The organism is Burkholderia sp. APQ4-4ca (genome assembly GCF_057837105.1).
This window is the reverse complement of sequence record NZ_JBYQCG010000220.1, coordinates 117,644-141,019: the sequence shown is the minus strand read 5'-3', so window position 1 is coordinate 141,019 and position 23,376 is coordinate 117,644. Positions and strand designations below refer to the sequence as shown.

Annotated in this window: 22 protein-coding genes and 1 pseudogene; 12 read left to right on the top strand and 11 right to left on the bottom strand. The window is 66.6% G+C overall.

All coding sequences use genetic code 11. From position 1 onward, the window contains the following. Positions 1 to 93: 93 nt before the first annotated feature. Complete coding sequence (locus tag AC3IFE_RS24335) at positions 94 to 612, bottom strand: Rrf2 family transcriptional regulator (protein WP_489192502.1); 519 nt, start codon at positions 610 to 612, stop codon at positions 94 to 96. A gap of 252 nt (positions 613 to 864) precedes the next feature. On the opposite strand from AC3IFE_RS24335, the gene AC3IFE_RS24330 reads away from it, so the two are divergent. Continuing rightward, entirely contained in the window at positions 865 to 1,425 is a 561-nt protein-coding gene (locus tag AC3IFE_RS24330; protein WP_489192500.1) for a group III truncated hemoglobin, read from the top strand. Between the two features lie 80 nt (positions 1,426 to 1,505). Here AC3IFE_RS24330 and AC3IFE_RS24325 read toward each other — a convergent pair whose 3' ends face one another. From AC3IFE_RS24325 to AC3IFE_RS24300, 6 genes are all read right to left on the bottom strand, one after another. Beyond that, complete coding sequence (locus AC3IFE_RS24325) at positions 1,506 to 1,982, bottom strand: molybdenum cofactor biosynthesis protein MoaE (protein ID WP_089467602.1); 477 nt, start codon at positions 1,980 to 1,982, stop codon at positions 1,506 to 1,508. 10 nt (positions 1,983 to 1,992) lie between these two features. Continuing rightward, positions 1,993 to 2,250, bottom strand: coding sequence for a molybdopterin converting factor subunit 1 (gene moaD / locus AC3IFE_RS24320; protein WP_011352296.1), 258 nt, complete (start codon positions 2,248 to 2,250; stop codon positions 1,993 to 1,995). Between the two features lie 19 nt (positions 2,251 to 2,269). Further along, a complete protein-coding gene (locus tag AC3IFE_RS24315) occupies positions 2,270 to 3,517 on the bottom strand; it encodes a molybdopterin molybdotransferase MoeA (protein WP_301738997.1) in 1,248 nt (415 codons plus the stop codon). Positions 3,518 to 3,764: 247 nt separating this feature from the next. Next, positions 3,765 to 5,216 carry a threonine synthase gene (gene thrC, locus AC3IFE_RS24310; RefSeq protein ID WP_089467604.1) on the bottom strand — a complete coding sequence of 484 codons (1,452 nt, stop codon included), beginning with the start codon at positions 5,214 to 5,216 and terminating at the stop codon, positions 3,765 to 3,767. 10 nt (positions 5,217 to 5,226) lie between these two features. Next, complete coding sequence (locus AC3IFE_RS24305; RefSeq protein WP_089467605.1) at positions 5,227 to 6,555, bottom strand: homoserine dehydrogenase; 1,329 nt, start codon at positions 6,553 to 6,555, stop codon at positions 5,227 to 5,229. A 53-nt stretch (positions 6,556 to 6,608) separates the two neighbouring features. Next, positions 6,609 to 7,847, bottom strand: coding sequence for a pyridoxal phosphate-dependent aminotransferase (locus AC3IFE_RS24300; RefSeq protein WP_089467606.1), 1,239 nt, complete (start codon positions 7,845 to 7,847; stop codon positions 6,609 to 6,611). A 316-nt stretch (positions 7,848 to 8,163) separates the two neighbouring features. Here AC3IFE_RS24300 and AC3IFE_RS24295 point away from each other — a divergent pair, with 316 nt between their 5' ends. The 9 genes from AC3IFE_RS24295 (at position 8,164) to AC3IFE_RS24255 (ending at position 16,531) form a co-directional block, all read left to right on the top strand. Beyond that, the gene (locus tag AC3IFE_RS24295; RefSeq protein ID WP_012328660.1) at positions 8,164 to 8,538 is read left to right on the top strand and encodes an Mth938-like domain-containing protein; all 375 of its coding nucleotides are present in this window, start codon (positions 8,164 to 8,166) and stop codon (positions 8,536 to 8,538) included. Positions 8,539 to 8,661: 123 nt separating this feature from the next. Then, positions 8,662 to 10,338, top strand: a complete 1,677-nt coding sequence (locus AC3IFE_RS24290) for a glycosyltransferase family 39 protein (RefSeq protein ID WP_489192496.1) — start codon at positions 8,662 to 8,664, stop codon at positions 10,336 to 10,338. Positions 10,339 to 10,351: 13 nt separating this feature from the next. Beyond that, the gene (locus AC3IFE_RS24285; RefSeq protein ID WP_050013231.1) at positions 10,352 to 10,723 is read left to right on the top strand and encodes an EamA family transporter; all 372 of its coding nucleotides are present in this window, start codon (positions 10,352 to 10,354) and stop codon (positions 10,721 to 10,723) included. Positions 10,724 to 10,852: 129 nt separating this feature from the next. Then, on the top strand, positions 10,853 to 12,004 hold the full coding sequence (locus AC3IFE_RS24280) for a DegT/DnrJ/EryC1/StrS family aminotransferase (RefSeq protein WP_489192494.1): 1,152 nt from the start codon (positions 10,853 to 10,855) through the stop codon (positions 12,002 to 12,004). A 6-nt stretch (positions 12,005 to 12,010) separates the two neighbouring features. Continuing rightward, positions 12,011 to 13,054, top strand: coding sequence for a glycosyltransferase (locus AC3IFE_RS24275; protein WP_489192492.1), 1,044 nt, complete (start codon positions 12,011 to 12,013; stop codon positions 13,052 to 13,054). After that, a complete protein-coding gene (locus AC3IFE_RS24270) occupies positions 13,051 to 13,998 on the top strand; it encodes a formyltransferase (RefSeq protein ID WP_489192490.1) in 948 nt (315 codons plus the stop codon). Before AC3IFE_RS24275 ends, AC3IFE_RS24270 begins: the two co-directional genes overlap by 4 nt. Then, complete coding sequence (locus AC3IFE_RS24265; protein WP_011352307.1) at positions 13,995 to 15,050, top strand: bifunctional UDP-4-keto-pentose/UDP-xylose synthase; 1,056 nt, start codon at positions 13,995 to 13,997, stop codon at positions 15,048 to 15,050. The genes AC3IFE_RS24270 and AC3IFE_RS24265 overlap by 4 nt, the downstream gene beginning before the upstream one ends. 13 nt (positions 15,051 to 15,063) lie before the next feature. After that, positions 15,064 to 15,960 (top strand): polysaccharide deacetylase family protein, encoded by an 897-nt coding sequence (locus tag AC3IFE_RS24260; RefSeq protein WP_489192488.1) that lies wholly within the window; start codon positions 15,064 to 15,066, stop codon positions 15,958 to 15,960. A 109-nt stretch (positions 15,961 to 16,069) separates the two neighbouring features. After that, positions 16,070 to 16,531: a peroxiredoxin gene (locus AC3IFE_RS24255; protein ID WP_089467611.1), complete on the top strand. Its 462-nt coding sequence runs from the start codon at positions 16,070 to 16,072 to the stop codon at positions 16,529 to 16,531. Positions 16,532 to 16,729: 198 nt separating this feature from the next. Here the strand turns inward: AC3IFE_RS24255 and AC3IFE_RS24250 are convergent. After that, a pseudogene (locus AC3IFE_RS24250) lies at positions 16,730 to 16,971 on the bottom strand (hypothetical protein); the annotation flags it as partial. Between AC3IFE_RS24250 and AC3IFE_RS24245 the strand changes: the two are divergent. Next, positions 16,867 to 18,669, top strand: a complete 1,803-nt coding sequence (locus AC3IFE_RS24245) for a PhoH family protein (protein ID WP_489192486.1) — start codon at positions 16,867 to 16,869, stop codon at positions 18,667 to 18,669. The pseudogene AC3IFE_RS24250 and the gene AC3IFE_RS24245 sit on opposite strands and share 105 nt — an antisense overlap. 235 nt (positions 18,670 to 18,904) lie before the next feature. Beyond that, positions 18,905 to 19,993, top strand: coding sequence for a C40 family peptidase (locus AC3IFE_RS24240; protein ID WP_489192484.1), 1,089 nt, complete (start codon positions 18,905 to 18,907; stop codon positions 19,991 to 19,993). Positions 19,994 to 20,127: 134 nt separating this feature from the next. On the opposite strand, the gene AC3IFE_RS24235 is transcribed toward AC3IFE_RS24240, so the two are convergent. The 3 genes from AC3IFE_RS24235 to AC3IFE_RS24225 form a co-directional block, all read right to left on the bottom strand. Beyond that, positions 20,128 to 21,138, bottom strand: a complete 1,011-nt coding sequence (locus tag AC3IFE_RS24235) for an inorganic phosphate transporter (protein WP_489192482.1) — start codon at positions 21,136 to 21,138, stop codon at positions 20,128 to 20,130. Between the two features lie 10 nt (positions 21,139 to 21,148). After that, positions 21,149 to 21,775, bottom strand: coding sequence for a DUF47 domain-containing protein (locus AC3IFE_RS24230; protein ID WP_089467615.1), 627 nt, complete (start codon positions 21,773 to 21,775; stop codon positions 21,149 to 21,151). 138 nt (positions 21,776 to 21,913) lie between these two features. Then, on the bottom strand, positions 21,914 to 23,296 hold the full coding sequence (locus AC3IFE_RS24225; protein WP_006486249.1) for a replicative DNA helicase: 1,383 nt from the start codon (positions 23,294 to 23,296) through the stop codon (positions 21,914 to 21,916). Positions 23,297 to 23,376: the final 80 nt, after the last annotated feature.

Below are 23,376 nucleotides of genomic sequence, written 5' to 3'. Positions count from 1 at the left end.
AATTCGGGTTGATTCAGCGCAAAAATTGCCGGATCTCCGGCAAGCGGCCCGGCGGCGTGATGGGATGGGCTCGGGATACGCGGCGCCCGCGTGTCAGCGGGCCTGCGACGACGGCTCGGCAGCCGCCGGCGCTTCGTCCGGCGCCGGCGCGGCGCGCACGAGCGCGACCGGACGAATGCCGAGCAGCGCCGTGAGCGGCGAGCCGGGCTCGGCCAGTTCGCCGAGCGTGTGACGATCGAGTTCCGCGAAGAACGCATCGAGCGCGGCCGCCAGTACGCCCTTCAGCCGGCACTGCGGCTCGATCACGCAGCCGCGCGAGTCGCTGCCGTCGGACGAAAAGCAACCGACCAGCGCGAAGTCGTTCTCGGTCGCCCGCACGACCTGGCCGACCGTCAATCGCAGCGAATCGGCGAATAGCCGCAGCCCGCCGTTGCGGCCGCGAACGGTGTCGACCCAGCCGAGCTCGCCGAGCCGCTGGACGACTTTCATCAGATGGTTCTTCGAGATGCCGTAGGCGTCCGAGATCTCCTGGATCGTCGCCAGCCCCTCGCCGCGCACGGCCAGGTACAGCATCACGCGCAGCGAATAGTCGGTGTAGTCGGTGAGTCTCATGAGCGAATACGGAAAAGATCGATCGTGCCCCGATGACGTGAGGCGGGCCGATCGCGATGCGTGCAGGGCCGACCGAAGGTCCCGCGGCGCGGCCCCGGGTTGCCGGGATCGCGGGCGCGCAATAACATGCGTGATATCCGCACGTTTTCCAAGGGTGACAGCACGCTATTTTGCGTCAAAATCCGGCCGGCGTCCTGCTCGTTGCCCACCCCGGTGCCCCGTCGGCGCCCTGCTCCACCAGCCCTTTTTGTCATGACCGCCCTGCCCGCCTCGCCCGAACCCGTACCGGCCCGCCCCCGCGACGCCGAGCCGACCGAAGACAACATCCGCGATCTCGTCTACGCGTTCTACGACCGCGTGCGCGCCGATCCGCTGCTCGGGCCCGTGTTCGCCGCGAAGCTCGCCGGCCGCTGGGACGATCATCTGCCGAAGATGGTGACGTTCTGGTCGAGCCTCGTGCTCGGCACCAAGGGCTATCGCGGCAACGTGCAGCAGGCGCACCAGCCGCTCGACGGCGTCGAGCCGGCCCATTTCAGCCGCTGGCTGTCGCTGTTTCTGAACACCGTCGAAGCGCGTTACGCGCCGGCCGCGGCGATCCGTTTCATGGAGCCCGCGCTGCGGATCGCGCAGAGCCTGCAATTGAGCCGCTTCGGTTGGGACTACCGGATTCCGGCCGAACAGCAGGCGCTGCTCGACGCGATCGCGCCGCGCCGCCGCGACGCGGGCGACGATCCGCACGCGTTGCCGTCGCGCGAGCGCGGCGAGCCGTTTCCGACGAAGATCATCGGGCGCGGCGCCGACCCGGACGCGTAACGCCCGTCACGCGCGACGATGCGGCATCTGCGGTTCAAGCGGAACTTGCGGCACATCGCCGCATCGCCCGCGCGCCGCGCTCAGCGCCGCGTGTTGCCCGACTCGACGCCCCAGCGCGCGAGCGCGGCGTCGTCGGTACTGCGCGCATCGACCCAGCGCTCGCCATCCGGCGTCGTTTCCTTCTTCCAGAACGGCGCTTCGGTCTTCAGATAGTCCATCACGAACTCGCACGACGCGAACGCATCGCCGCGGTGCGACGCGACCGTCGCGACCATCACGATCTGGTCGAGCGGCAGCAGCCTGCCGACGCGATGCACGATCGCGACGTCGATGCCCGGCCAGCGCCGGCCGGCCTCGGCCGCGATCTTCTCGAGCGCCTTCTCGGTCATGCCCGGATAGTGTTCGAGCTCCATCGCGGCAACCGCATCGCCTTCGTTCAGGTCGCGCACCGTGCCGACGAAGCACGCGACCGCGCCGATCCTCGGGTTGCGCGCCCGCAATGCCGCCACTTCGGCGTTCAGGTCGAAATCGTCGGTCTGGACTCGTATCGTCGCCATCACGCCCGCCTCAACCGCCCGTCACCGGCGGGAAGAACGCGACCTCGCAGCCTTCGGTGAGCCGCGTGTCGGGATCGGTCATCTCGTGGTTGCACGCCATGCGCAACGCGCGCCCTTCGGCGAGCGTCTCGGCCCACGCACCGCCGCGCACGCGCAGCCACGCGCGCACGTCGCCGACGGTCGTCACGCTGTCCGGCACGTCGGCCTGTTCGTCGGCGACGCCCAGTGCCTCGCGCACGCTTGCAAAAAACTTCAGCTGGATCTTCATGGTTCGGGAAGCCGCCGCGTTACGACAGCAATTCGGAAAACGGAATGAAACGCACGGTCTCGCCTGCACTGATCGCGTGCTGCGGCGGATTGTCGATCAGCCCGTCACCCCAGACCGTCGACGTGAGCACGGCCGAGCTCTGGTTCGGGAACAGGTCGAGACCGCCGGCCGCATTGACGCGCGCGCGCAGGAATTCGTTGCGCCGGTCGCCCTTGCTCTGCGAAAAATCGGCACGCAGCGACAACGCGCGCGGCGCGACGTCGCGCACGCCGGACAGGCGCAGCAGGAACGGCCGCACGAACAGCAGGAACGTGACGAAACTCGAGACGGGATTGCCGGGCAGCCCGATGAAGTGCGCGTCGGCGCGCTCGTCGCCGCGGCGCACCGCGCCGTACGCGAGCGGCTTGCCGGGCTTCATCGCGATCTGCCACAGCGCGAGCCGCCCTTCGGCCTCGACGGCCGGCTTCACGTGATCCTCGTCGCCGACCGACACGCCGCCGCTCGTCACGATCACGTCGTGGTCGCGGGCGGCCTCGCGCAACGTGTCGCGCGTCGCGGCGAGCGAGTCGGGCACGATCCCGTAGTCGGTCACGTGGCAGCCGAGTCGCTCGAGCAGCCCGCGCAGCGTGAAGCGGTTCGAGTTGTAGATCGCACCGGGCTTCAGCGGCTCGCCCGGCATCGTCAGTTCGTCGCCGGTGAAGAACACCGCCACGCGAATCCGCCGCGCGACCGACAACTGCGCGCAGCCGACCGATGCGGCAAGACCCAGCGCCTGCGGCGTGAGCCGCGTGCCGGCCGGCAGGATCACCGAACCCTGGCGGATGTCAGCGCCCTGCGCGGTGATCCATTCGCCGGCCTTCGGCGTGTGCAGGATCTCGACCGCGTCGCCGTCTGCCGACGTCTGCTCCTGCATCACGACGGCGTCGGCACCGGGCGGCACCGTCGCGCCGGTGAAGATCCGCGCGGCCGTGCCGGCTGCCAGCGGCGCGGCCGGATGCCCGGCCGGAATGCGCTGCGACACCGGCAAGCGCCGATCGCCGTGCAGCAGGTCGGCGACGCGCACCGCGTAGCCGTCCATCGCGCTCGTATGCATCGGCGGCACGTCGAGCGGCGAGCTCACGTCGGCCGCCAGCACGCGGCCCAGCGCGTCGAGCGTGGCGACGGTTTCCGCGCCGGGCAGCGGCTTCGCGGCGTCGAGCAACGCGGCGAGCGCCTCGGCGGTCGACAGCATCGGCGCGCGCGGCGCCGCGGGATTCGGGTTCGACATCGATGGCATCGGGAATCGTTGGAGTCAGTACGTCATTGTAGCGACGCCGCCACGCGTACGCGCGATATGGCGAGCATGCGAAGACTGTGATCGGCGCGCACCTTCAGGTCTGGCACTTGTTTCGCACCGAATGCGATGTCCGCGGGCCAAACCCGCGGGCCAAACGAAACGGCCGGAACCCCGATCCGTTCGACGAATCGGCATTCCGGCCGTCGTGCGCCGCCGGGCCCGCAGGCCCGGCCATGCGTCATGCGCGCGTATGGGCGGCGATGAAGTCCTTTACCTGCTGCGCGTCGGCCTTCACGACCTCGAAACGCTGCGGCAGCGCCTCGAGCCCGTCGAAGGCGGCCGGCCGCTCGGCTTCGCGATCGAGCGCTTCGCGGATCGTCTCGCCGAACTTGATCGGCTGCGCCGTCTCGAGCACGACCATCGGCACGCCGGCCTCCAGATGCTCGCGCGCGACCTTCACGCCGTCGGCCGTATGCGTATCGATCATCGTGTCGTAGCGCGAGAATACGTCGCGGATCGTCGCGATGCGGTCGGCATGGCTGCTGCGGCCCGACACGAAGCCGAATTCGGCGACGCGCGCGAAATCGCCGCTCGCCGCGAGATCGAAGCCGCCCTTCTCCTCGACGTCGCGGAACAGTTGCATCACGCGGGCCGGATCGCGGCCGAGCAGGTCGAACACGAAGCGCTCGAAGTTCGATGCCTTCGAGATGTCCATGCTCGGGCTGCTCGTGTGATAGGTGTTCTCGGCGCTGCGCACGCGGTAGGCGCCGGTGCGGAAGAACTCGTCGAGCACGTCGTTCTCGTTGGTCGCGACCACCAGCTTCGCGATCGGCAGCCCCATCATCCGTGCGATGTGACCGGCGCAGACGTTGCCGAAGTTGCCCGACGGCACCGTGAACGACACGCGCTCGTCGTTGGACTGCGTCGCCGCGAAATAGCCCTTGAAGTAGTACACGACCTGCGCGACGACGCGCGCCCAGTTGATCGAGTTGACCGTGCCGATCTTCTGCTGCGCCTTGAACGCGTGATCGTTCGACACGGCCTTCACGATGTCCTGGCAGTCGTCGAACACGCCTTCGACCGCGAGGTTGAAGATGTTCGGATCCTGCAGACTGAACATCTGCGCCGTCTGGAACGCGCTCATCTTCTTGTGCGGCGACAGCATGAACACGCGCACGCCGGCCTTGCCGCGCATCGCGTATTCGGCCGCGCTGCCCGTGTCGCCCGACGTCGCGCCGAGGATGTTCAGCGCTTCGCCGTGCTTCGCGAGCGTGTACTCGAACAGGTTGCCGAGCAACTGCATCGCCATGTCCTTGAACGCGAGCGTCGGGCCGTTCGACAGTTCGAGCAGCGACAGCGCCGTGCCGTGCTCGGTGCCGAGCGTCTTCAGCGGCGTGATGTCGGACGCGTTCTCGCCGTGGCGCGTGTTGCTGTACACGGCGGCCGTGTACGTGCGGCGCGTGATCGCGCGCAGGTCGTCGGCCGGCACGTCGTCGCAGAACTTCGACAGGATCTCGAACGCGAGATCCGCATACGGCAGCGTGCGCCAGCGCGCGAGCTCGTCGGCGGACACCTTCGGATAGTCGGCCGGCAGGTAAAGCCCGCCGTCCTTCGCGAGACCGCCGAGCAGGATGTCGGAGAACGTATGGCGCTCGCCGATACCGGCGCCGCGCGTGGAAATGTAGTTCATGTCGTCAGCCTCAGTTCAGCGCTTCCATGCGCAGCTTCGTCACCTTCGACACGACGGTCGCGAGGCTCTCGATTTGCGCGATCGCCGCATTGACGTTCTTCTCGACCGTCTCGTGCGTGATCAGGATGATGTCGGTTTCGCCGTTCGCGCCGTCGATCTGCTCCGATTCCTTCTGCAGCAGCGCGTCGATCGAGATCCCCGATTCGGCGAGGATGCGCGTGATCGCGGCGAGCACGCCGGTTTGATCCGCGACGCGCAGGCGCAGGTAGTAGCCGCTCGTCACTTCCTCGATCGGCAGGATCGGCGTGTTCGACAGGCTGTCCGGCTGGAATGCGAGGTGCGGCACGCGGTGTTCGGGGTCGGCCGTATGCAGGCGCGTGACGTCGACGAGATCCGCGACGACCGCCGACGCGGTCGGCTCCGCACCCGCGCCCTTGCCGTAGTACAGCGTCGTGCCGACCGCATCGCCGTGCACGACGACCGCGTTCATCGCGCCCTCGACGTTCGCGAGCAGCCGCTTTTCCGGGATCAGCGTCGGGTGCACGCGCAGCTCGATGCCGTTTGCGGCGCGGCGCGCGATGCCGAGCAGCTTGATCCGGTAGCCGAGCTCTTCCGCGTAGCGGATGTCGGTCGCGTCGAGCTTGCTGATGCCCTCGACGTACGCGCGGTCGAACTGCACCGGCACGCCGAACGCGATCGCGCTCATGATCGTCGCCTTGTGCGCGGCGTCGACGCCCTCGATGTCGAAGGTCGGATCGGCTTCCGCGTAGCCGAGCTCCTGCGCGGCCTTCAGCGCGGTCGCGAAGTCGAGCCCGCGGTCGCGCATTTCCGACAGGATGTAGTTCGTCGTGCCGTTGATGATGCCGGCGATGTACTGGATGCGGTTCGCGGTCAGGCCTTCGCGCAGCGCCTTGATGATCGGGATGCCGCCGGCGACGGCCGCCTCGAACGCGACCATCACGCCTTTCTCGCGCGCGGCTTCGAAGATCTCGGTGCCGTGCACCGCGAGCAGCGCCTTGTTCGCCGTCACGACGTGCTTGCCGTTCGCGATCGCGCGCAGCACGAGCTCGCGCGCGATGCCCGTGCCGCCGATCATCTCGGCGATGATCGAAATCGACGGGTCGTCGACGACCGCATTGAAATCGTCGGTGATCTGCGCGGTGCCGGCGTCAGCGCCGAGCGCCGCCTGCGCCTTGGCCGGGTTGCGCACGGCAATGCGCGCGACCTCGATGCCGCGCCCCGCGCGTCGTTTGATTTCTTCCTGGTTGCGGTGCAACACCGTGAAGGTGCCGCTGCCGACGGTGCCGAAGCCCAACAGGCCAACTTTGATCGGTTCCATGCTGCGTGTGATCGATGAGTAAGAAGTAGTGAGTTCCGTGTGACGCTGCCCGCTCAGACCGAATGGCGCTTGCGGTAGCCGTCGAGGAAGCGTGCGATCCGGTTGATCGAATCGGTCAGGTCGTCGAGGTTCGGCAGGAAGACCACGCGGAAGTGGTCCGGCGCCCCCCAGTTGAAACCCGTGCCCTGCACCAGCAGCACGCGCTCCTCGAGCAACAGGTCGAGAATGAACTGCTGGTCGTTCTGGATCGGGTAGAGCTTCGGGTCGAGGCGCGGGAACATGTACAGCGCGGCCTGCGGCTTCACGCAGGTCACGCCCGGGATCGACGTCAGCATGTCATACGCGAGTTCGCGCTGCTTGTACAGGCGCCCGCTCGGCACGATCAGCTCGTTGATGCTCTGGTAGCCGCCGAGCGCCGTCTGGATCGCGAACTGGCCGGGCACGTTCGCGCACAGGCGCATCGACGACAGGATGCCGAGCCCTTCCAGGTAATCCTTCGCGCGCCGGCGGTTGTCGCCGCCGAGGCCCGACACGGCCATCCAGCCCGCGCGATAGCCGCACGACCGATAGCTCTTCGACAAACTGTTGAAGGTGACGGTGATCACGTCCTCCGACAGCGAACCCAGCGCCGTGTGCTCGAGGCCGTCGTAGACGATCTTGTCGTAGACCTCGTCGGCGAACACGATCAGCCCGTGCTGGCGCGCGATCTCGAGCAGCTCCAGCAGCAATTCGTCGGAATAAAGCGCGCCGGTCGGGTTGTTCGGGTTGATCACGACGATCGCCTTCGTGTTCGGCGTGATCTTGCTGCGGATGTCGTCGAGATCGGGCATCCACGCGTTCTGCTCGTCGCACACGTAGTGCACGGGCGTGCCGCCCGACAGGCTCACGGCCGCCGTCCACAGCGGATAGTCGGGCGCGGGCAGCAGCACTTCGTCGCCGTCGTTCAGGAGCGCCTGGGTCGCCATCACGATCAGCTCGGACGCGCCGTTGCCGATGTAGATGTCGTCGAGACCGACGCCGACGACGCCCTTTTCCTGCGTGTAGTGCATCACGGCCTTGCGCGCCGAGAACACGCCCTTCGAATCCGAATAGCCGGACGACGCCGGCAGGTTGCGGATCATGTCCTGGATGATTTCGTCCGGCGCGTCGAAACCGAACGGCGCGAGGTTGCCGATGTTCAGCTTGATGATGCGGTGGCCTTCTTCCTCGAGGCGCTTCGCGTGCTCGAGCACCGGGCCACGGATGTCGTAGCAGACGTTGAGCAGCTTGTTCGACTTCTGAATCGGTTTCACGACGACACGGTTCCTGGGTTGGCCTTGCGGCCGGGGGGACGGGATCAAAACTGGAAAGCGGCCGGTCTGTGCGCGCTGTCTAGACTGGGAAAAAGCGGCGGTCGGACGCGGCTTGTGGCGACGCACGACGCAAGTGGCGCCCGCAGGCGACCAAAAAGTTATAATTTAGCGGATTTTGGCCGACTTTCGCAATGCACCATAGCCGCGCCGGGCCCGCGCCGTCGGGCGTCCGCGCGTGCCGGGGCGCGCGAAACCGGCCCGCCGGGCCCCTGCGGCCGGGCCAATCCATTCCCCTACGGAACCGCGGAATACCGATTTGAAACTGCACCAGGACACGAGCGGCGCGCTCAACACCGTTACGGGCTACGGCCCCGATTATGTCGACGTCAACCTCGAACGCCATGAAACGAGCGTCATCGTGCTGCCCGGCGCGCCGGTCCAGGCGTGGCCCGTGTCGTCGTTCGACGCGCTCGCGCCCGAGCATTTCGCGATGCTGCTCGACCCGACGCCCGAACTCGTGATCTTCGGCAGCGGCGCGCGGCTGCGCTTCCCGCACCCGCGGCTCGTCGCGGCGCTCACCGCGAAGCGCATCGGCGTCGAGACGATGGATTTCCAGGCCGCTTGCCGCACCTACAACATCCTGATGGCCGAAGGCCGCAAAGTCGCCGCCGCGCTCTTGATTGAACGTTAATCCCCGATGCGGTAAAACACGGGCCGGCGCAGCGGGTCGATCCCCCGCTCGCCCCGGCCAGACCGCCCGCCCCCGGCGCACCCCGCCGGCGGCCCGTCACACCAACCAACAGGCTGAAAACCCATGAACGATACGCCGTCGAGGCTACCGCTCAATCGCATCACGCTCGTCCTCCTGCTCGTCGCGTTCGCGATCGTCTGGTTCGCGCCGCTCGGGCTGCGCCACCTGATCCCGAGCGACGAAGGCCGCTACGCGGAAATGGCGCGCGAGATGTTCGTCACCGGCGACTGGATCACGCCGCGCTACAACGGCTACAAGTACTTCGAGAAGCCGCCGCTGCAGACCTGGCTGAACGCGCTGACGTTCGCGTGGTTCGGCATCGGCGAATGGCAGGCGCGCCTGTACACCGCCGTTGCGAGCTTCGCCGGCGTGCTGCTCGTCGGCTACACCGGCGCGCGCCTGTTCAATCAGCTGTCGGGCTTCCTCGCGGCCGTCGTGCTGGCCAGCGCGCCGTACTGGAACCTGATGGGCCACTTCAACGCGCTCGACATGGGGCTCGCGTTCTGGATGGCGCTGTCGCTTTGCTCGCTGCTGCTCGCGCAGCGGCCCGGGCTACGCCCCGCCGCGGTGCGCGGCTGGATGTGGGCGTGCTGGGCCGCGATGGCGTTCGCGGTGCTGTCCAAGGGCCTCGTCGGGCTGATCCTGCCGGGCGCCGTGCTCGTGCTGTATACGCTGATCGCGCGCGACTGGGCGCTGTGGAAGCGCCTGTACCTCGTCAGCGGCCTCGTGATCTTCTTCGCGATCGTCACGCCGTGGTTCGTGCTCGTCCAGCAGCGCAACCCCGAATTCTTCAATTTCTTCTTCGTCGTCCAGCAATTCCGCCGGTACCTGACCCCGGAGCAGAACCGCCCGGGCCCGCTGTACTACTTCGTGCCCGTGCTGCTGGTCGGCTTCCTGCCGTGGCTGTCGGTCGCGTGGCAGAGCATCCGCCACGCGCTGCGCATGCCGCGCCAGCCGAACGGTTTCGCGCCGATGCTCGTGCTGCTGATCTGGAGCGCGTTCATCTTCCTGTTCTTCAGCGCGTCGCATTCGAAGCTGATCTCGTACGTGCTGCCGGTCGCGCCGGCGCTCGCGCTGATCATCGGCGCGTACCTGCCGCTGATGACGGCCGACCGCTTCCGCCGCCACCTGCTCGGCTATCTCGTGTTCTTCGTCGCCGCGGCGTTCGGAATCATCTTCCTCGCGTACCAGGGCGACGCCCGCACGCCGAACGCGCTGTACCGCGCGTTCCAGATGTGGCTGTACGCGGGTCTCGCGGTGTCGGCCACGCTGACGCTCGCGGCCGCATGGCTGAACCGCCGCGCGGGCGTGGCCGCCGCGCTCGCCGCGTTCGGCGCCGCATGGCTCGCGTTCGGGACGATCGGCGGCACCGGGCACGACGAGTTCGGCCGCTACAGCTCGGGCGCGCTGCTCGCGCCGGCCGTGCGTGCCGAACTGGCGAAACTGCCGCCCGACACGCCGTTCTACTCGATCGAAATGCTCGATCACACGTTCCCGTTCTACGTGGGCCACACGACGATCATGGTGCAGCGCCAGGACGAGCTGGCGTTCGGGATCTCGGTCGAGCCGAACAAATGGATCCCGACCGTCGGCGAATGGGTCACGCGCTGGAAGCAAGACGCCCATGCGCTCGCGATCATGCCGCCCGGCCAGTACGACGCGCTGGTCAAGGAAGGCGTGCCGATGCGCGTGATCGCGCGCGACAACCGCCGCGTGATCGTCGAGAAACCGCAATCGTAAGGACGTCCTTCGCATGAATCCCGTTTCGTTCGTCTGCATCATCACCGGCGTGATGCTCAACGCCTGTGCGCAACTTCTGCTGAAAGCCGGCGTCAACGCCGTTGGACACTTCGAATTCAGCCGTGCGAACATCATCCCGGTCGGGTTCAAGATCGCGACCCAGTTGCCGATCATCGGCGGGCTCGGCTGCTACGTGCTGAGCGTCGTCGTATGGATCGTCGGGCTGTCGCGGGTCGACGTGTCGATCGCGTACCCGATGCTGTCGCTCGGCTACGTCGTCAACGCGTTCGCGGCGTGGTACCTGTTCGGCGAGGTGCTGTCGATCCAGAAGTTCGTCGGCATCGGCATCATCCTGATCGGCGTGCTCGTGCTCGCGCGCAGTTGAGCACGGCCGCGGCGTTAAGCGTCCGCCTACAAAAAATCACGGTGCGAATCGGCCAACCGGTGTTTAATGCCGGTTTCGGACGGATCGCCCGACCCTTTTATTACACGCCATTACAGGCCCAACGCGTTCATGAGCCAGACTACCGCTCCGTTTCTGCCGTTCACCCGCCCCGAGATCGATGAGGAAACCATCCAGGGCGTCGTCGACGTGCTGCGCTCGGGCTGGATCACCACCGGCCCGCAGTGCCAGAAATTCGAAGCCGCGCTGTCCGAGTACTGCGGCGGCCGTCCGGTCCGCGCGTTCAATTCGGGCACCTGCACGCTCGAGATCGGCCTGCGCATCGCGGGCGTCGGCCCCGGCGACGAGGTGATCACGACACCGGCGTCGTGGGTCTCGACCAGCAACGTGATCATCGAAACCGGCGCGACGCCCGTGTTCGCGGACATCGATCCCGTCACGCGCAACATCGACCTCGACAAGCTCGAGCAGGCGATCACGCCGCGTACGAAGGCGATCATCCCCGTGTACCTGTCCGGCCTGCCGGTCGACATGGACCGCCTGTACGCGATCTCCCGCGCGCACAACCTGCGCGTGATCGAGGATGCCGCGCAGGCGTTCGGCTCGACGTGGCACGGCAAGCGCATCGGCGTGATCGGCGACATCGTGTCGTTCAGCTTCCACGCGAACAAGAACCTGACGACGATCGAAGGCGGCGCGCTCGTGCTGAACAACGAGGACGAAGCCGTGCTCGCGCAGAAGTACCGGCTGCAGGGCATCACGCGCACCGGCTTCGACGGGATGGACTGCGACGTGCTCGGCGGCAAGTACAACCTGACCGACGTCGCCGCGCGCGTCGGCCTCGGCCAGCTGCCGCACATCGAGCGCTTCACCGCGCAGCGCCGCGCGCTCGCCCGCGCGTATTTCGCCGCGTTCGACGGCGGCGCGGCCGTGAAGCTCGGCCTCGGCCTGCCGGTCGCCGAATTCGAGAACGGCAACTGGCACATGTTCCTGGTCACGCTGCCGCTCGAGCGGCTGACGATCACGCGCGCCGAATTCATGGCGCAACTGAAGGAACGCGGCATCGGCACGGGCATCCACTACCCGGCGATCCATCTTTTCACGCTGTACCGTGCGCGCGGTTTCAAGGAGGGCATGTTCCCCCACGCCGAACGGTACGGTGCGTCGACCGTCACGCTGCCGCTGTTTACGCAGATGACGGAAGGCGACGTGCGTCGCGTGGCCGACGCCGTCAATCAGATTTGCGAACAATACGGAAAATAAGCGTACATGAGTCACCTTGAAGCACGCGCCGGGCACCCGGGCGCCGCGCACCTGGACGCCGGCCGGCCCGAAGTATCGGTCATCATCCCCGTGTACAACGAGGAAGACGGCCTCGCCGCGCTGTTCGCGCGACTGTATCCGGCGCTCGACGCACTCGACACGTCGTACGAAGTGATCCTGATCAACGACGGCAGCCGCGACCGCTCGGCGGCGATGCTCGCCGATCAGTTCCACGTACGGCCCGACACGACGCGCGTCGTGCTGCTCAACGGCAACTACGGCCAGCACATGGCGATCCTCGCGGGCTTCGCGCAGTCGCGCGGCGAGATCGTGATCACGCTCGACGCCGACCTGCAGAACCCGCCCGAGGAAATCGGCAAGCTGATCGCGAAGATGCGCGAGGGCTACGACTACGTCGGCTCGATCCGCAAGCAGCGCCAGGACAGCCTGTGGCGGCGCAAGGCGTCGCAGATGATGAACCGGCTGCGCGAGCGCATCACGCGCATCAAGATGACCGACCAGGGCTGCATGCTGCGCGCGTACAGCCGCCGCATCATCGACACGATCAACGTGTGCGGCGAAGTCAACACGTTCATCCCCGCGCTCGCGTACACGTTCGCGCAGAACCCGACCGAGATCGAGGTCGCGCACGAGGAACGCTTCGCGGGCGAATCGAAGTATTCGCTGTACAGCCTGATCCGGCTGAACTTCGACCTCGTGACGGGCTTCTCGGTCGTGCCGCTGCAGTGGCTGTCGTTCATCGGCGTGATCCTGTCGCTCGGCTCCGCGGCGCTGTTCGTGCTGCTGCTCGTGCGCCGCTTCATCGTCGGCGCGGAAGTGCAAGGCGTGTTCACGCTGTTCGCGATCACGTTCTTCCTGCTCGGCGTGATCATCTTCGCGCTCGGCCTGCTCGGCGAATACGTCGGCCGCATCTACCAGCAGGTGCGCGCGCGCCCCCGCTACCTGATCCAGGCCGTGCTCGAGCAGCACGACGGCATGCCGCCGGTGCCGGCCGCCGCGAATCGCCCGGGCCCGGGAGCCGCGCAATGAAGCCGCGCGCGGTCGTCTTCGCATATCACAACGTCGGCGTGCGTTGCCTTCAGGTGCTGCTCGCGCGCGGCGTCGACGTCGCGCTGGTCGTCACGCACGACGACAATCCGAACGAGAACATCTGGTTCGGCAGCGTCGCGTCCGTCGCGGCCGAGCACGGCATTCCGGTGCTCACGCCGGCCGACCCCGCCGATCCGGCGCTGCGCCGCGCGGTGTCCGACGCGCGGCCCGATTTCATCTTCTCGTTCTACTACCGGCACATGCTGCCGGTGGACCTGCTCGCGATCGCGCCGCGCGGCGCGTACAACATGCACGGTTCGCTGCTGCCGAAATACCGGGGTCGGGTGCCGACCAACTGGGCCGTGCTGAACGGCGAGACCGAGACCGGCGCGACGCTGCACGAGATGGCCGCCAAGCCCGACGCGGGCGCGATCGTCGCGCAGACCGCGGTGCCGATCCTGCCGGACGACACGGCCGCGCAGGTGTTCGACAAGGTCACGGTGGCCGCCGAACAGACGCTGTGGCGCGTGCTGCCCGCGCTGCTCGCGGGCGAGGCGCCGCACCTGCCGAACGATCTCGCTACCGGCAGCTACTACGGCGGGCGCAAGCCCGAGGACGGCCGCGTCGACTGGTCGAAGCCGGCCGCGCAGGTTTACAACCTGGTGCGCGCGGTCGCGCCCCCGTATCCGGGCGCCTTCACGGACATCGACGGCGCGCGCTTCATCATCGCGCGTGCGCGCCTCGCGGCGCCCGGCAGCGCGGCAGCGGCCGCCGCGGCAGATTTGCCGCCCGGCCTGCACGTAAGCGATAATGCGCTATTCGGCGTCTGCGGCGACAGCCGCGCCCTATCCATTCTCGAACTCCGGCAGCAGCGCGACGGCAGCGAAACCGTCGTGACGCCCGCGGAATTCGCGCAGTTCATTCATTCTTCCCGTCATTCATGAAAGCAAAAAAAGTCCTGATCCTGGGTGTGAACGGCTTCATCGGCCATCACCTGTCGAAGCGCATTCTTGAAACCACCGATTGGGAAGTGTTCGGCATGGACATGCAGACCGACCGGCTGGGCGACCTCGTCAACCACGAGCGGATGCATTTCTTCGAAGGCGACATCACGATCAACAAGGAGTGGGTCGAGTATCACGTGAAGAAGTGCGACGTGATCCTGCCGCTCGTCGCGATCGCCACGCCGGCCACCTACGTCCAGCAGCCGCTGCGCGTGTTCGAACTCGACTTCGAGGCGAACCTGCCGATCGTGCGTTCGGCCGTCAAGTACGGCAAGCACCTCGTGTTCCCGTCGACCTCCGAGGTCTACGGCATGTGCTCGGACGAGCAGTTCGACCCGGACGCGTCGGCGCTCACCTACGGCCCGATCAACAAGCCGCGCTGGATCTACGCGTGCTCGAAGCAGCTGATGGACCGCGTGATCTGGGGCTACGGGATGGAAGGCCTGAACTTCACGCTGTTCCGTCCGTTCAACTGGATCGGCCCGGGCCTCGACTCGATCTACACGCCGAAGGAAGGCAGCTCGCGCGTGGTCACGCAGTTCCTCGGCCACATCGTGCGCGGCGAGAACATCAGCCTCGTCGACGGCGGCTCGCAGAAGCGCGCGTTCACCGATATCGGCGACGGCATCAGCGCGCTGATGAAGATCATCGACAACAAGGACGGCGTCGCGTCGGGCAAGATCTACAACATCGGGAATCCGAAGAACAACTTCTCGGTTCGCGAACTCGCGCACAAGATGCTCGAACTGGCGGCGGAATTCCCGGAGTACGCCGATTCGGCCAAGCAGGTGAAGCTCGTCGAAACGACGTCCGGCGCCTACTACGGCAACGGCTACCAGGACGTGCAGAACCGCGTGCCGAAGATCGACAACACGATGCAGGAACTCGGCTGGGCGCCGCAAGCGACGTTCGACGACGCGCTGCGCAACATCTTCGAAGCGTATCGCGGCCACGTCGCCGACGCGCGCGCGCTCGTCGAACAGCAAGGCTGATCGGGACGTTCGCTTGGCTCGCATCGTCCTCAAGATCGACGTCGACACGCTGCGCGGCACGCGTGAAGGCGTGCCGAACCTCGCGCGCATCTTCGACCGCTTCAACGCGCGCGCGACTTTCCTCTTCAGCCTCGGGCCCGATCACACGGGCTGGGCGCTGCGACGCGTGTTCCGCCCGGGCTTCCTGAAGAAGGTATCGCGCACGTCGGTGGTCGAACACTACGGCGTGAAGCAGCTGATGTACGGCGTGCTGCTGCCCGGCCCCGACATCGGCCGCCGCGCGATCGCCGACATGCGCGCGATTCACGAGGCCGGCTTCGAATGCGGGATCCACACGTGGGATCACGTGGTCTGGCAGGACAACGTGCGCGCACGCGATCGCGACTGGACCGCGCGTGAAATGCAGAAGAGTCACGCGCGCTTCGTCGAGATCTTCGGCGCGCCGCCCGTCACGCACGGCGCGGCCGGCTGGCAGATGAACGACGCCGCGTTCGAGCAGATCGACGCATGGGGGATGCGCTACGCGTCCGACGGTCGCGGCCATTCGCCGTACCTGCCCGTCGTCGGCGGCCGCACGCTGTCGCACGTGCAGATGCCGACCACGCTGCCGACGCTCGACGAAGTGCTCGGCGTCGACGGCATCGACACGCACAACGTCGCCGCGCACATCCTCCGGTTCACCGAAACCAATCCGCACGACCAGGTCTTCACGCTGCATGCGGAGCTGGAAGGCCAGAAGCTCGCGCCCGTGTTCGAGCAACTGCTCGCCGGCTGGCGCGCGCAAGGCCATACGTTCGCGACGATGGGCGACTACCACGCGACGCTGGACCGCGGCTCGCTGCCATCGTACCCTGTCGCGTGGGGCGAAATCCCCGGTCGCTCCGGCGAACTGGTCGTCCAGCCCGACTGAGTCCGCGCGCGAGCCGGCGTCGCCGCTCCGCCCTTGCGGCGCGCTGCCGCGACGCCCCGCCGAACCGCGCCGCCGCAGCGGCGCCATTCCATAACAACAGGAGAAACACGTGTCCGTCGAAGTTGACCGTCAAGTTCCCGATTTCACCGCACCGGCCACGGGCGGCGACATTTCGCTGTCCGGCCTGAAGGGCAAGAAGCTCGTGCTGTACTTCTATCCGAAGGACAACACGCCCGGCTGCACGACCGAAGGGCTGCAGTTCCGCGATCTCTATCCGAAGTTCAAGAAAGCCGGCGCGGAAGTCATCGGCGTGTCGCGCGACAGCCTGCGCTCGCACGACAATTTCAAGGCCAAGCTCGAGCTGCCGTTCCCGCTGATCTCCGATGCCGACGAAGCGCTGTGCGCGTTGTTCGATGTCATCAAGATGAAGAAAATGTATGGCAAGGAAGTACGCGGAATCGAGCGCTCGACGTTCCTGCTCGACGCCGACGGCGTGCTCCGCCAGGCATGGCGCGGCATCAAGGTACCGGGTCACGTGGACGACGTGCTAAAGGCTGTACAAGCGCTTTGAGGCGCGTTATATTGGGCCGCAATGAATGCCCGTTCGCCCCATATTTCTCGTAGCTGCGCCGGTGCCCGTTGCATTGTCTCCCGGCACCTGACGCGCATCACGACGGCATCAGCCGAGCCGCATGTCCCTGTCGACGGGGCAGCGGCTTTTTTTATGGAACGCGCGCCGGCCCTCCCCGGTCCGGCCTTTACCGCATCGAGGAGCTGATCGACACTTAGGCGAACCGGCTAGACGAAATTCCTGTGCGCCACCGCGCGCAAACTGCATGCGTCTACGTCACGCAGGATGCGATCAGCGGCGCACGCCATGCGACACGATTCCTCCCGAGGGACACCATGCCTTTGCCTACTCCCCCCAGCAAGCTCGGCAGCCTGCTGCCGCCCGACGAATACAAGGCGAAAGCGCGGCCCGCGAAAGCCGCGAAGAAATCCGCCGAAGGGGACGCATCCACAGCCGGTGACTATGGTCCGGCCAGCGTGGCCCAACCGATGATCGAAGCCGCGAACACGGCCGCGCCGCTGCGCGCCGTCGCGTCTTCGGCGCCCGACGCCGCGAGCACACCCGCGCGCGGCCGCAAGACCAAACAGACGGCCGCGCTGCTGCAGCCGCTGCAGGCGCCCGCCGAACCCGCGGCGCCGGTCGTCGCACGCAACGACAAGCCGGCCGCCGGCAAACCGGCCGCCGCGCCCGCGCGCGATGCCGGCGCCGCGACGAAGTCGCGCAGCCGCAAGCCCGCCGAAACCGAACAGCAGAAACTGTTCGTGCTCGACACCAACGTGCTGATGCACGACCCGAGCAGCCTCTTCCGCTTCGAGGAACACGACGTCTATCTGCCGATGATGACGCTCGAGGAACTCGACAACCACAAGAAGGGGATGTCCGAAGTCGCGCGCAACGCCCGCCAGGTCAGCCGCACGCTCGACGCGCTCGTCGCCGACGGCGGCCCGATCACGGGCGGTATTCCGCTGTCGCGCCTCGGCAGCCGCGACGCGCTCGGCCGCCTGTACTTCCAGACGAAGCTCGCCGACATCGCGCCCGTCGAAGGCCTGCCCGAAGGCAAGGCCGACAACCAGATCCTCGGCGTCGTGCGCGCGCTGCAGCGCGACCGGCCCGACCGCCAGGTCGTGCTGGTGTCGAAAGACATCAACATGCGGATCAAGGCGCACGCACTCGGCCTGCCCGCGGAGGACTACTTCAACGACCAGGTGCTCGAGGATTCGGATCTCCTGTACAACGGCGTGCGCGAACTGCCGCAGGATTTCTGGACCAGGCATGCGAAGGGCATGGAGAGCTGGCAGGACACGAAGACGGGCACCACGTACTACCGCGTGACCGGCCCGCTCGTCGCGTCGATGCTCGTCAACGAGTTCGTCTATCTCGAGCCGCAGAACGGCGAACCGACGTTCCATGCGATCGTCCGCGAGTTGAACGGCAAGACGGCGCTGTTGCAGACGCTGCGCGACTACAGCCACCACAAGAACAACGTGTGGGGCATCACCGCGCGCAATCGCGAGCAGAATTTCGCGCTGAACCTGCTGATGAACCCCGAGATCGACTTCGTCACGCTGCTCGGCCAGGCCGGCACCGGCAAGACGCTCGTCGCGCTCGCGGCCGGCCTCGCCCAGGTGCTCGACGACAAGCGCTACAACGAGATCATCGTGACGCGCGCGACCGTGCCCGTCGGCGAGGACATCGGTTTCCTGCCCGGCACCGAGGAAGAGAAGATGCAGCCGTGGATGGGCGCATTCGACGACAACCTCGAAGTGCTGCAGAAGACCGACGACGCGGCCGGCGAATGGGGCCGTGCCGCGACGCAGGAGCTGATCCGCTCGCGCCTGAAGGTAAAGAGCATGAACTTCATGCGCGGCCGCACGTTCGTCGACAAGTATCTGATCATCGACGAGGCGCAGAACCTGACGCCGAAGCAGATGAAGACGCTCGTCACGCGCGCGGGCCCCGGCACGAAGATCGTGTGCCTCGGCAACATCGCGCAGATCGACACGCCTTATCTGACCGAAGGCAGCTCGGGCCTGACCTACGTCGTCGACCGCTTCAAGGGCTGGGGCCACAGCGGCCACGTGACCCTCGCACGCGGCGAACGCTCGCGGCTCGCCGACTACGCGTCGGACATTCTGTAACGCGCCCCCGGCCGATCGGCCGGCTTTCGACGCCACGCGGCGCTCCATTTTCGGAGCGCCGTTTTTATTTGGGGTCGAATACCGAAGTAACACTTCGTCACGCAACAACCCCGTTTACGCGCGAAACTTCAAGTAAATTCTCAAGAATGGTTGCTTAAGCCCCGCCGGAGCGTCTACCATCGGGTCTGTCTGTTGTCATACGATTCGCGAGCGCGTCGCGCTCGCCCGCCTTGCCATGCTTCGAATCTGGGTTCCCGTCGCCGTCGTCTCCCTGCTTGCGGCCTGTTCCAGCGTGCCGCCGCAGTCGGCATCGCGTTCCGCGTCGGGCATGAAGATCACGACGCCGCGTGCGTTCCCGGCGCCCGCCAATTTCCCGAAATTCGTCGACCACAGCGTCGGTCAGGAAGAAATCTCGATCCAGGCGATGAGCCTCGTCGGCGTCCCGTATCGCTGGGGCGGCAACACGCCGACGAGCGGCTTCGACTGCAGCGGGCTCGTGCGCTACGTGATCGGCCGCGCGGCCGACGTGAACCTGCCGCGCACGACCGCCGACATGAGCGGCCGCGGCGTGTCGGTCGAACCCGACGAGATCGCGCCGGGCGACCTGATTTTCTTCAATACGACCGGGCGGCCGCATTCGCACGTCGGTATCTATGTCGGCAAGCTGCGCTTCGTCAACGCGCCGTCGACGGGTGGCACCGTGCGGCTCGACTATCTGACGAACCCGTACTGGGCCAAGCGATTCGACGGCATTCGCCGCGTCGCGCCGCCGCGCTCGGCCCCGACGCCGTTCGATGCGCCGACCTACGAGGCCAAGCGCGACGCGCCGCGCAATGCGCCGGCGGTCGCGGCCGCTCCGGTGGTCGTGACGGCCGCGGCCACGCCGCGACAGTCGGCGACCGTGCCGTCGCAAGCGAGAGCGACGCAGGCGCAGGCATTCGCGCCGAGCACGCCCGTCGTGACGGCTGCCGCAACTGCCCCGGCAGCCCAGACCGCCGATCCGTACGAACCGCCGCCACCGCGGATGCGGACGGCCCAGCAGCAGGCCACGTCGGCAAATGACGACGCGACCGCAATGACGGCCAATGCCGCACCGGCCGCGCCGGCGGAAGTCGGCACGCAGATTCCGACGACCGCGCTGACGGCCGCCCAGGCCGCCGCGTTCGATGCCGAGCCGCCGCCCGCTGCCGCGTCGGCGCCCCCACGCAGTATCGAGCCCGCGCCCGTTCAGGTGTGGCGTGCGTCGACGCAATCCGCGCCCGTCAGCCCGCGTACGAGTACGGCTGACGATCCAATCGCGCGGTTCGCGAACGGCAGTTACTGAGCGGTTGCCCGAACCCCAACCGCCGCGACGTTGGCGGCATCCACCACCCTCCCTCTCGGCGCCGCTCCCAAAGAAAATGCGCCGCAGCCTTTCGGCTTGCGGCGCATTTCAGGTCGATCCGGCAGCGCCGGCGCTCAGAAGATCTGATGCCCGAGCCACCACCCGCCGGCCGCGAACAGCGCGGCCGCCGGCAGTGTCAGCACCCACGCCCACACGATGTTGCCGGCGACGCCCCAGCGCACGGCCGACAACTTCTGCGTCGCGCCGACCCCGACGATCGCGCCGGTAATCGTGTGCGTGGTCGACACCGGAATGCCGAGGAACGACGCGACGAACAGCGTGATCGCACCGCCGCTTTCCGCGCAGAAGCCGCCAACCGGCTTGAGCTTCGTGATCTTCTGGCCCATCGTGCGCACGATGCGCCAGCCGCCGAACAGCGTGCCGAGGCCCATCGACAGATAGCACGCGCCGATCACCCACGCCGGCGGCGCATCGGCGGTGGCCGACGCGTAGCCGCTCGCGATCAGCAGCATCCAGATGATACCGATCGTCTTCTGTGCGTCGTTGCCGCCGTGGCCCAGACTGTACAGGCCGGCCGACAGCAGCTGCAGCCGGCGGAAGCGCCGGTCGACCTTGCTGGGCGCGGTACGGAAATACAGCCACGACACGCCGAGCATGAACAGCGAACCGAGGATGAAACCGAGCAGCGGCGAAATGAAGATGAACGCGATCGTCTTCAACAGACCGTCGACGTTCAGCGCATCCCAGCCGGACTTCGCGAGCGCCGCGCCGACGAGGCCGCCGATCAGTGCGTGCGACGAGCTCGACGGAATCCCGTAGTACCAGGTAATCACGTTCCAGCCGATCGCACCGACCAGCGCGCCGAACACGACGTAATGGTCGACGATCTCGGGATCGATCGTGCCTTTACCGACGGTCTGCGCGACTTTCAGGTGGAAGATGAAGTACGCGATCACGTTGAACGCGGCCGCGAACACCACGGCCTGCTGGGGCTTCAGCACCCCGGTCGACACGACGGTGGCGATCGAGTTCGCCGCGTCGTGAAAGCCGTTCATGAAGTCGAATACGAGCGCGACGAGCACCAGCGTCGCGACCATCCATAGGGCGAGTTGTATCGAATGCATCGTGGTCCGCTCAGGCGTTTTCCAGCACGATGCCTTCGATGATGTTCGCGACGTCCTCGCACTTGTCGGTGATCTCCTCGAGCAGCTCGTAGATCGCCTTCAGCTTGATGAGCGTCTTCACGTCGTCTTCCTCGCGGAACAGCTTCGACATGGCCGAGCGCAGCACGCGGTCGGCCTCCGACTCCCAGCGGTCGATTTCCTCGCACTGCTTGAGGATCTGCGCCGACTGCTTCATGTCGGACAGCAGGCCGACGGCCTGCTGCACGTGTTGCGCCGACTGCGTGACGATGTGCGCGAGCTGGCTCGCCTCCGACGTGACGGACTGCACGTCGTACAGCGACACGGCCGTCGCGACGTCTTCCATCAGGTCGAGGATGTCGTCCATCGTCGTGATCAGCTTGTGGATCTCGTCGCGATCGAGCGGCGTGATGAAGGTCTTGTGCAGCAGATCGATCGCCTCGTGCGTGAGCTTGTCGGCGGCCTTCTCGGCGATTTGCACGTTTTGCTTGTGAATCTCGGCGTCGGCGAGATTGTCGATCAGCAGTTCGAGCTCGCGGCCACCGGAAACGATGTGCTTCGCGTGCGCGTTGAAGAGTTCAAAGAACTTGCCCTCGGTGGGCATGAATCGACCGAACATGGGATTCCTGAGAGATTGTCAAACTACTGTCACGAAAACGGGCGACATTGTACCGGTTTCGGTCGCGACGCGACGTGCGCATATGCGCACGCCGGGATTGGATACAACAATTGGCGAAATAGATGTTTACAACCGGCGTTACTCGCCGTAGAAAGTTTGCGCCCCGGCAAAATTGTCGAACTTCGTGTATTGCCCCAGGAACGTGAGCCGAACGGGCCCGATCGGGCCGTTACGCTGCTTGCCGATGATGATTTCGGCCGTCCCCTTGTCAGGGCTGTCCGGATTGTAGACCTCATCGCGATAAATGAACAGGATCACGTCCGCATCCTGTTCGATTGCGCCCGATTCGCGCAAATCCGACATCACCGGACGCTTGTTCGGGCGCTGTTCGAGGCCGCGGTTCAGCTGCGACAGCGCGATCACCGGCACGTCGAGTTCCTTCGCGAGACTCTTCAGCGATCGCGAGATTTCCGAAATTTCGGTCGCACGGTTCTCGCCCTGCGACGAACCCGACATCAGCTGCAGGTAGTCGACGATGATCAGGCCGAGCTTGCCGCACTGCCGCGCCAGGCGCCGCGCGCGCGAGCGCAGTTCCATCGGGTTCAACCCGCCCGTCTCGTCGATGAACAGCTGCGCCTCGCTCATCTTCTGCACCGCGTGCGTCAGTTTCGGCCAGTCCTCGTCGGTCAGGCGGCCGGTACGCATCCGGTGCTGGTCGAGCCGGCCGATCGAGCCGAGCATACGCATCACGAGCTGGGTGCCCGGCATTTCCATCGAGAACACCGCGACCGGCAACCCGTACTCGACCGCGACGTATTCGCCGATGTTCATCGAGAAGGCCGTCTTACCCATCGACGGTCTTCCGGCCACGATAATCAACTCGCCGCCATGCATCCCGGACGTCATCCGGTCGAGGTCGACGAAGCCGGTCGGCGTGCCGGTGACGTCGCTCGGGTTCGCGGTGTGATACAGCGTGTCGATGCGCTCGACCACCTGCGTGAGCAGCGGGCCGATCTCGAGGAAGCCCTGGTTGCCGCGCGCGCCCTCTTCGGCGATCGAGAACACCTTCGATTCGGCTTCGTCGAGCAGTTGGCGGACTTCCTTGCCCTGCGGATTGAAGGCGTCGGCCGAGATCTCGTCGGCGACCGACACCAGCCGGCGCAGCACCGCGCGGTCGCGCACGATTTCCGCGTAGCGGCGGATGTTCGCCGCGCTCGGCGTGTTCTGCGCGAGCGCGTTCAGGTAGGCGAGCCCGCCGACGTCGTCGGCCTTGCCGGACGTGGTCAGCGCTTCGTACACGGTCACGACGTCGGCCGGGCGCGTCGACGCGATCAGGCGGCCGATGTGCTCGTAGATGATCCGGTGGTCGTAGCGGTAGAAGTCGCCCTGCGACAGGAAATCGGCAATCCGGTCCCATGCCGCGTTGTCGAGCAACAGGCCGCCGAGCACCGACTGCTCGGCTTCCACCGAATGCGGCGGGACTTTCAGCGATTCGATTTGGGGATCTTGCGGCGCGTTCATGGGTTGGGATTATCGCGAATAGATGGCGGCAGCGCTACCACCGCTTGCCGGCGAGCAGGCAATAAAAAAGGCAGGCCCCG

Coding starts and splice junctions, on each gene's coding strand:
- AC3IFE_RS24335 (WP_489192502.1), bottom strand. CDS start 612: ATGAGACTCACCGACTACACCGACTATTCGCTGCGCGTGATGCTGTAC.
- AC3IFE_RS24330 (WP_489192500.1), top strand. CDS start 865: ATGACCGCCCTGCCCGCCTCGCCCGAACCCGTACCGGCCCGCCCCCGC.
- AC3IFE_RS24325 (WP_089467602.1), bottom strand. CDS start 1,982: ATGGCGACGATACGAGTCCAGACCGACGATTTCGACCTGAACGCCGAA.
- moaD (WP_011352296.1), bottom strand. CDS start 2,250: ATGAAGATCCAGCTGAAGTTTTTTGCAAGCGTGCGCGAGGCACTGGGC.
- AC3IFE_RS24315 (WP_301738997.1), bottom strand. CDS start 3,517: ATGTCGAACCCGAATCCCGCGGCGCCGCGCGCGCCGATGCTGTCGACC.
- thrC (WP_089467604.1), bottom strand. CDS start 5,216: ATGAACTACATTTCCACGCGCGGCGCCGGTATCGGCGAGCGCCATACG.
- AC3IFE_RS24305 (WP_089467605.1), bottom strand. CDS start 6,555: ATGGAACCGATCAAAGTTGGCCTGTTGGGCTTCGGCACCGTCGGCAGC.
- AC3IFE_RS24290 (WP_489192496.1), top strand. CDS start 8,662: ATGAACGATACGCCGTCGAGGCTACCGCTCAATCGCATCACGCTCGTC.
- AC3IFE_RS24285 (WP_050013231.1), top strand. CDS start 10,352: ATGAATCCCGTTTCGTTCGTCTGCATCATCACCGGCGTGATGCTCAAC.
- AC3IFE_RS24280 (WP_489192494.1), top strand. CDS start 10,853: ATGAGCCAGACTACCGCTCCGTTTCTGCCGTTCACCCGCCCCGAGATC.
- AC3IFE_RS24275 (WP_489192492.1), top strand. CDS start 12,011: ATGAGTCACCTTGAAGCACGCGCCGGGCACCCGGGCGCCGCGCACCTG.
- AC3IFE_RS24270 (WP_489192490.1), top strand. CDS start 13,051: ATGAAGCCGCGCGCGGTCGTCTTCGCATATCACAACGTCGGCGTGCGT.
- AC3IFE_RS24265 (WP_011352307.1), top strand. CDS start 13,995: ATGAAAGCAAAAAAAGTCCTGATCCTGGGTGTGAACGGCTTCATCGGC.
- AC3IFE_RS24245 (WP_489192486.1), top strand. CDS start 16,867: ATGCCTTTGCCTACTCCCCCCAGCAAGCTCGGCAGCCTGCTGCCGCCC.
- AC3IFE_RS24240 (WP_489192484.1), top strand. CDS start 18,905: ATGCTTCGAATCTGGGTTCCCGTCGCCGTCGTCTCCCTGCTTGCGGCC.
- AC3IFE_RS24235 (WP_489192482.1), bottom strand. CDS start 21,138: ATGCATTCGATACAACTCGCCCTATGGATGGTCGCGACGCTGGTGCTC.
- AC3IFE_RS24230 (WP_089467615.1), bottom strand. CDS start 21,775: ATGTTCGGTCGATTCATGCCCACCGAGGGCAAGTTCTTTGAACTCTTC.
- AC3IFE_RS24225 (WP_006486249.1), bottom strand. CDS start 23,296: ATGAACGCGCCGCAAGATCCCCAAATCGAATCGCTGAAAGTCCCGCCG.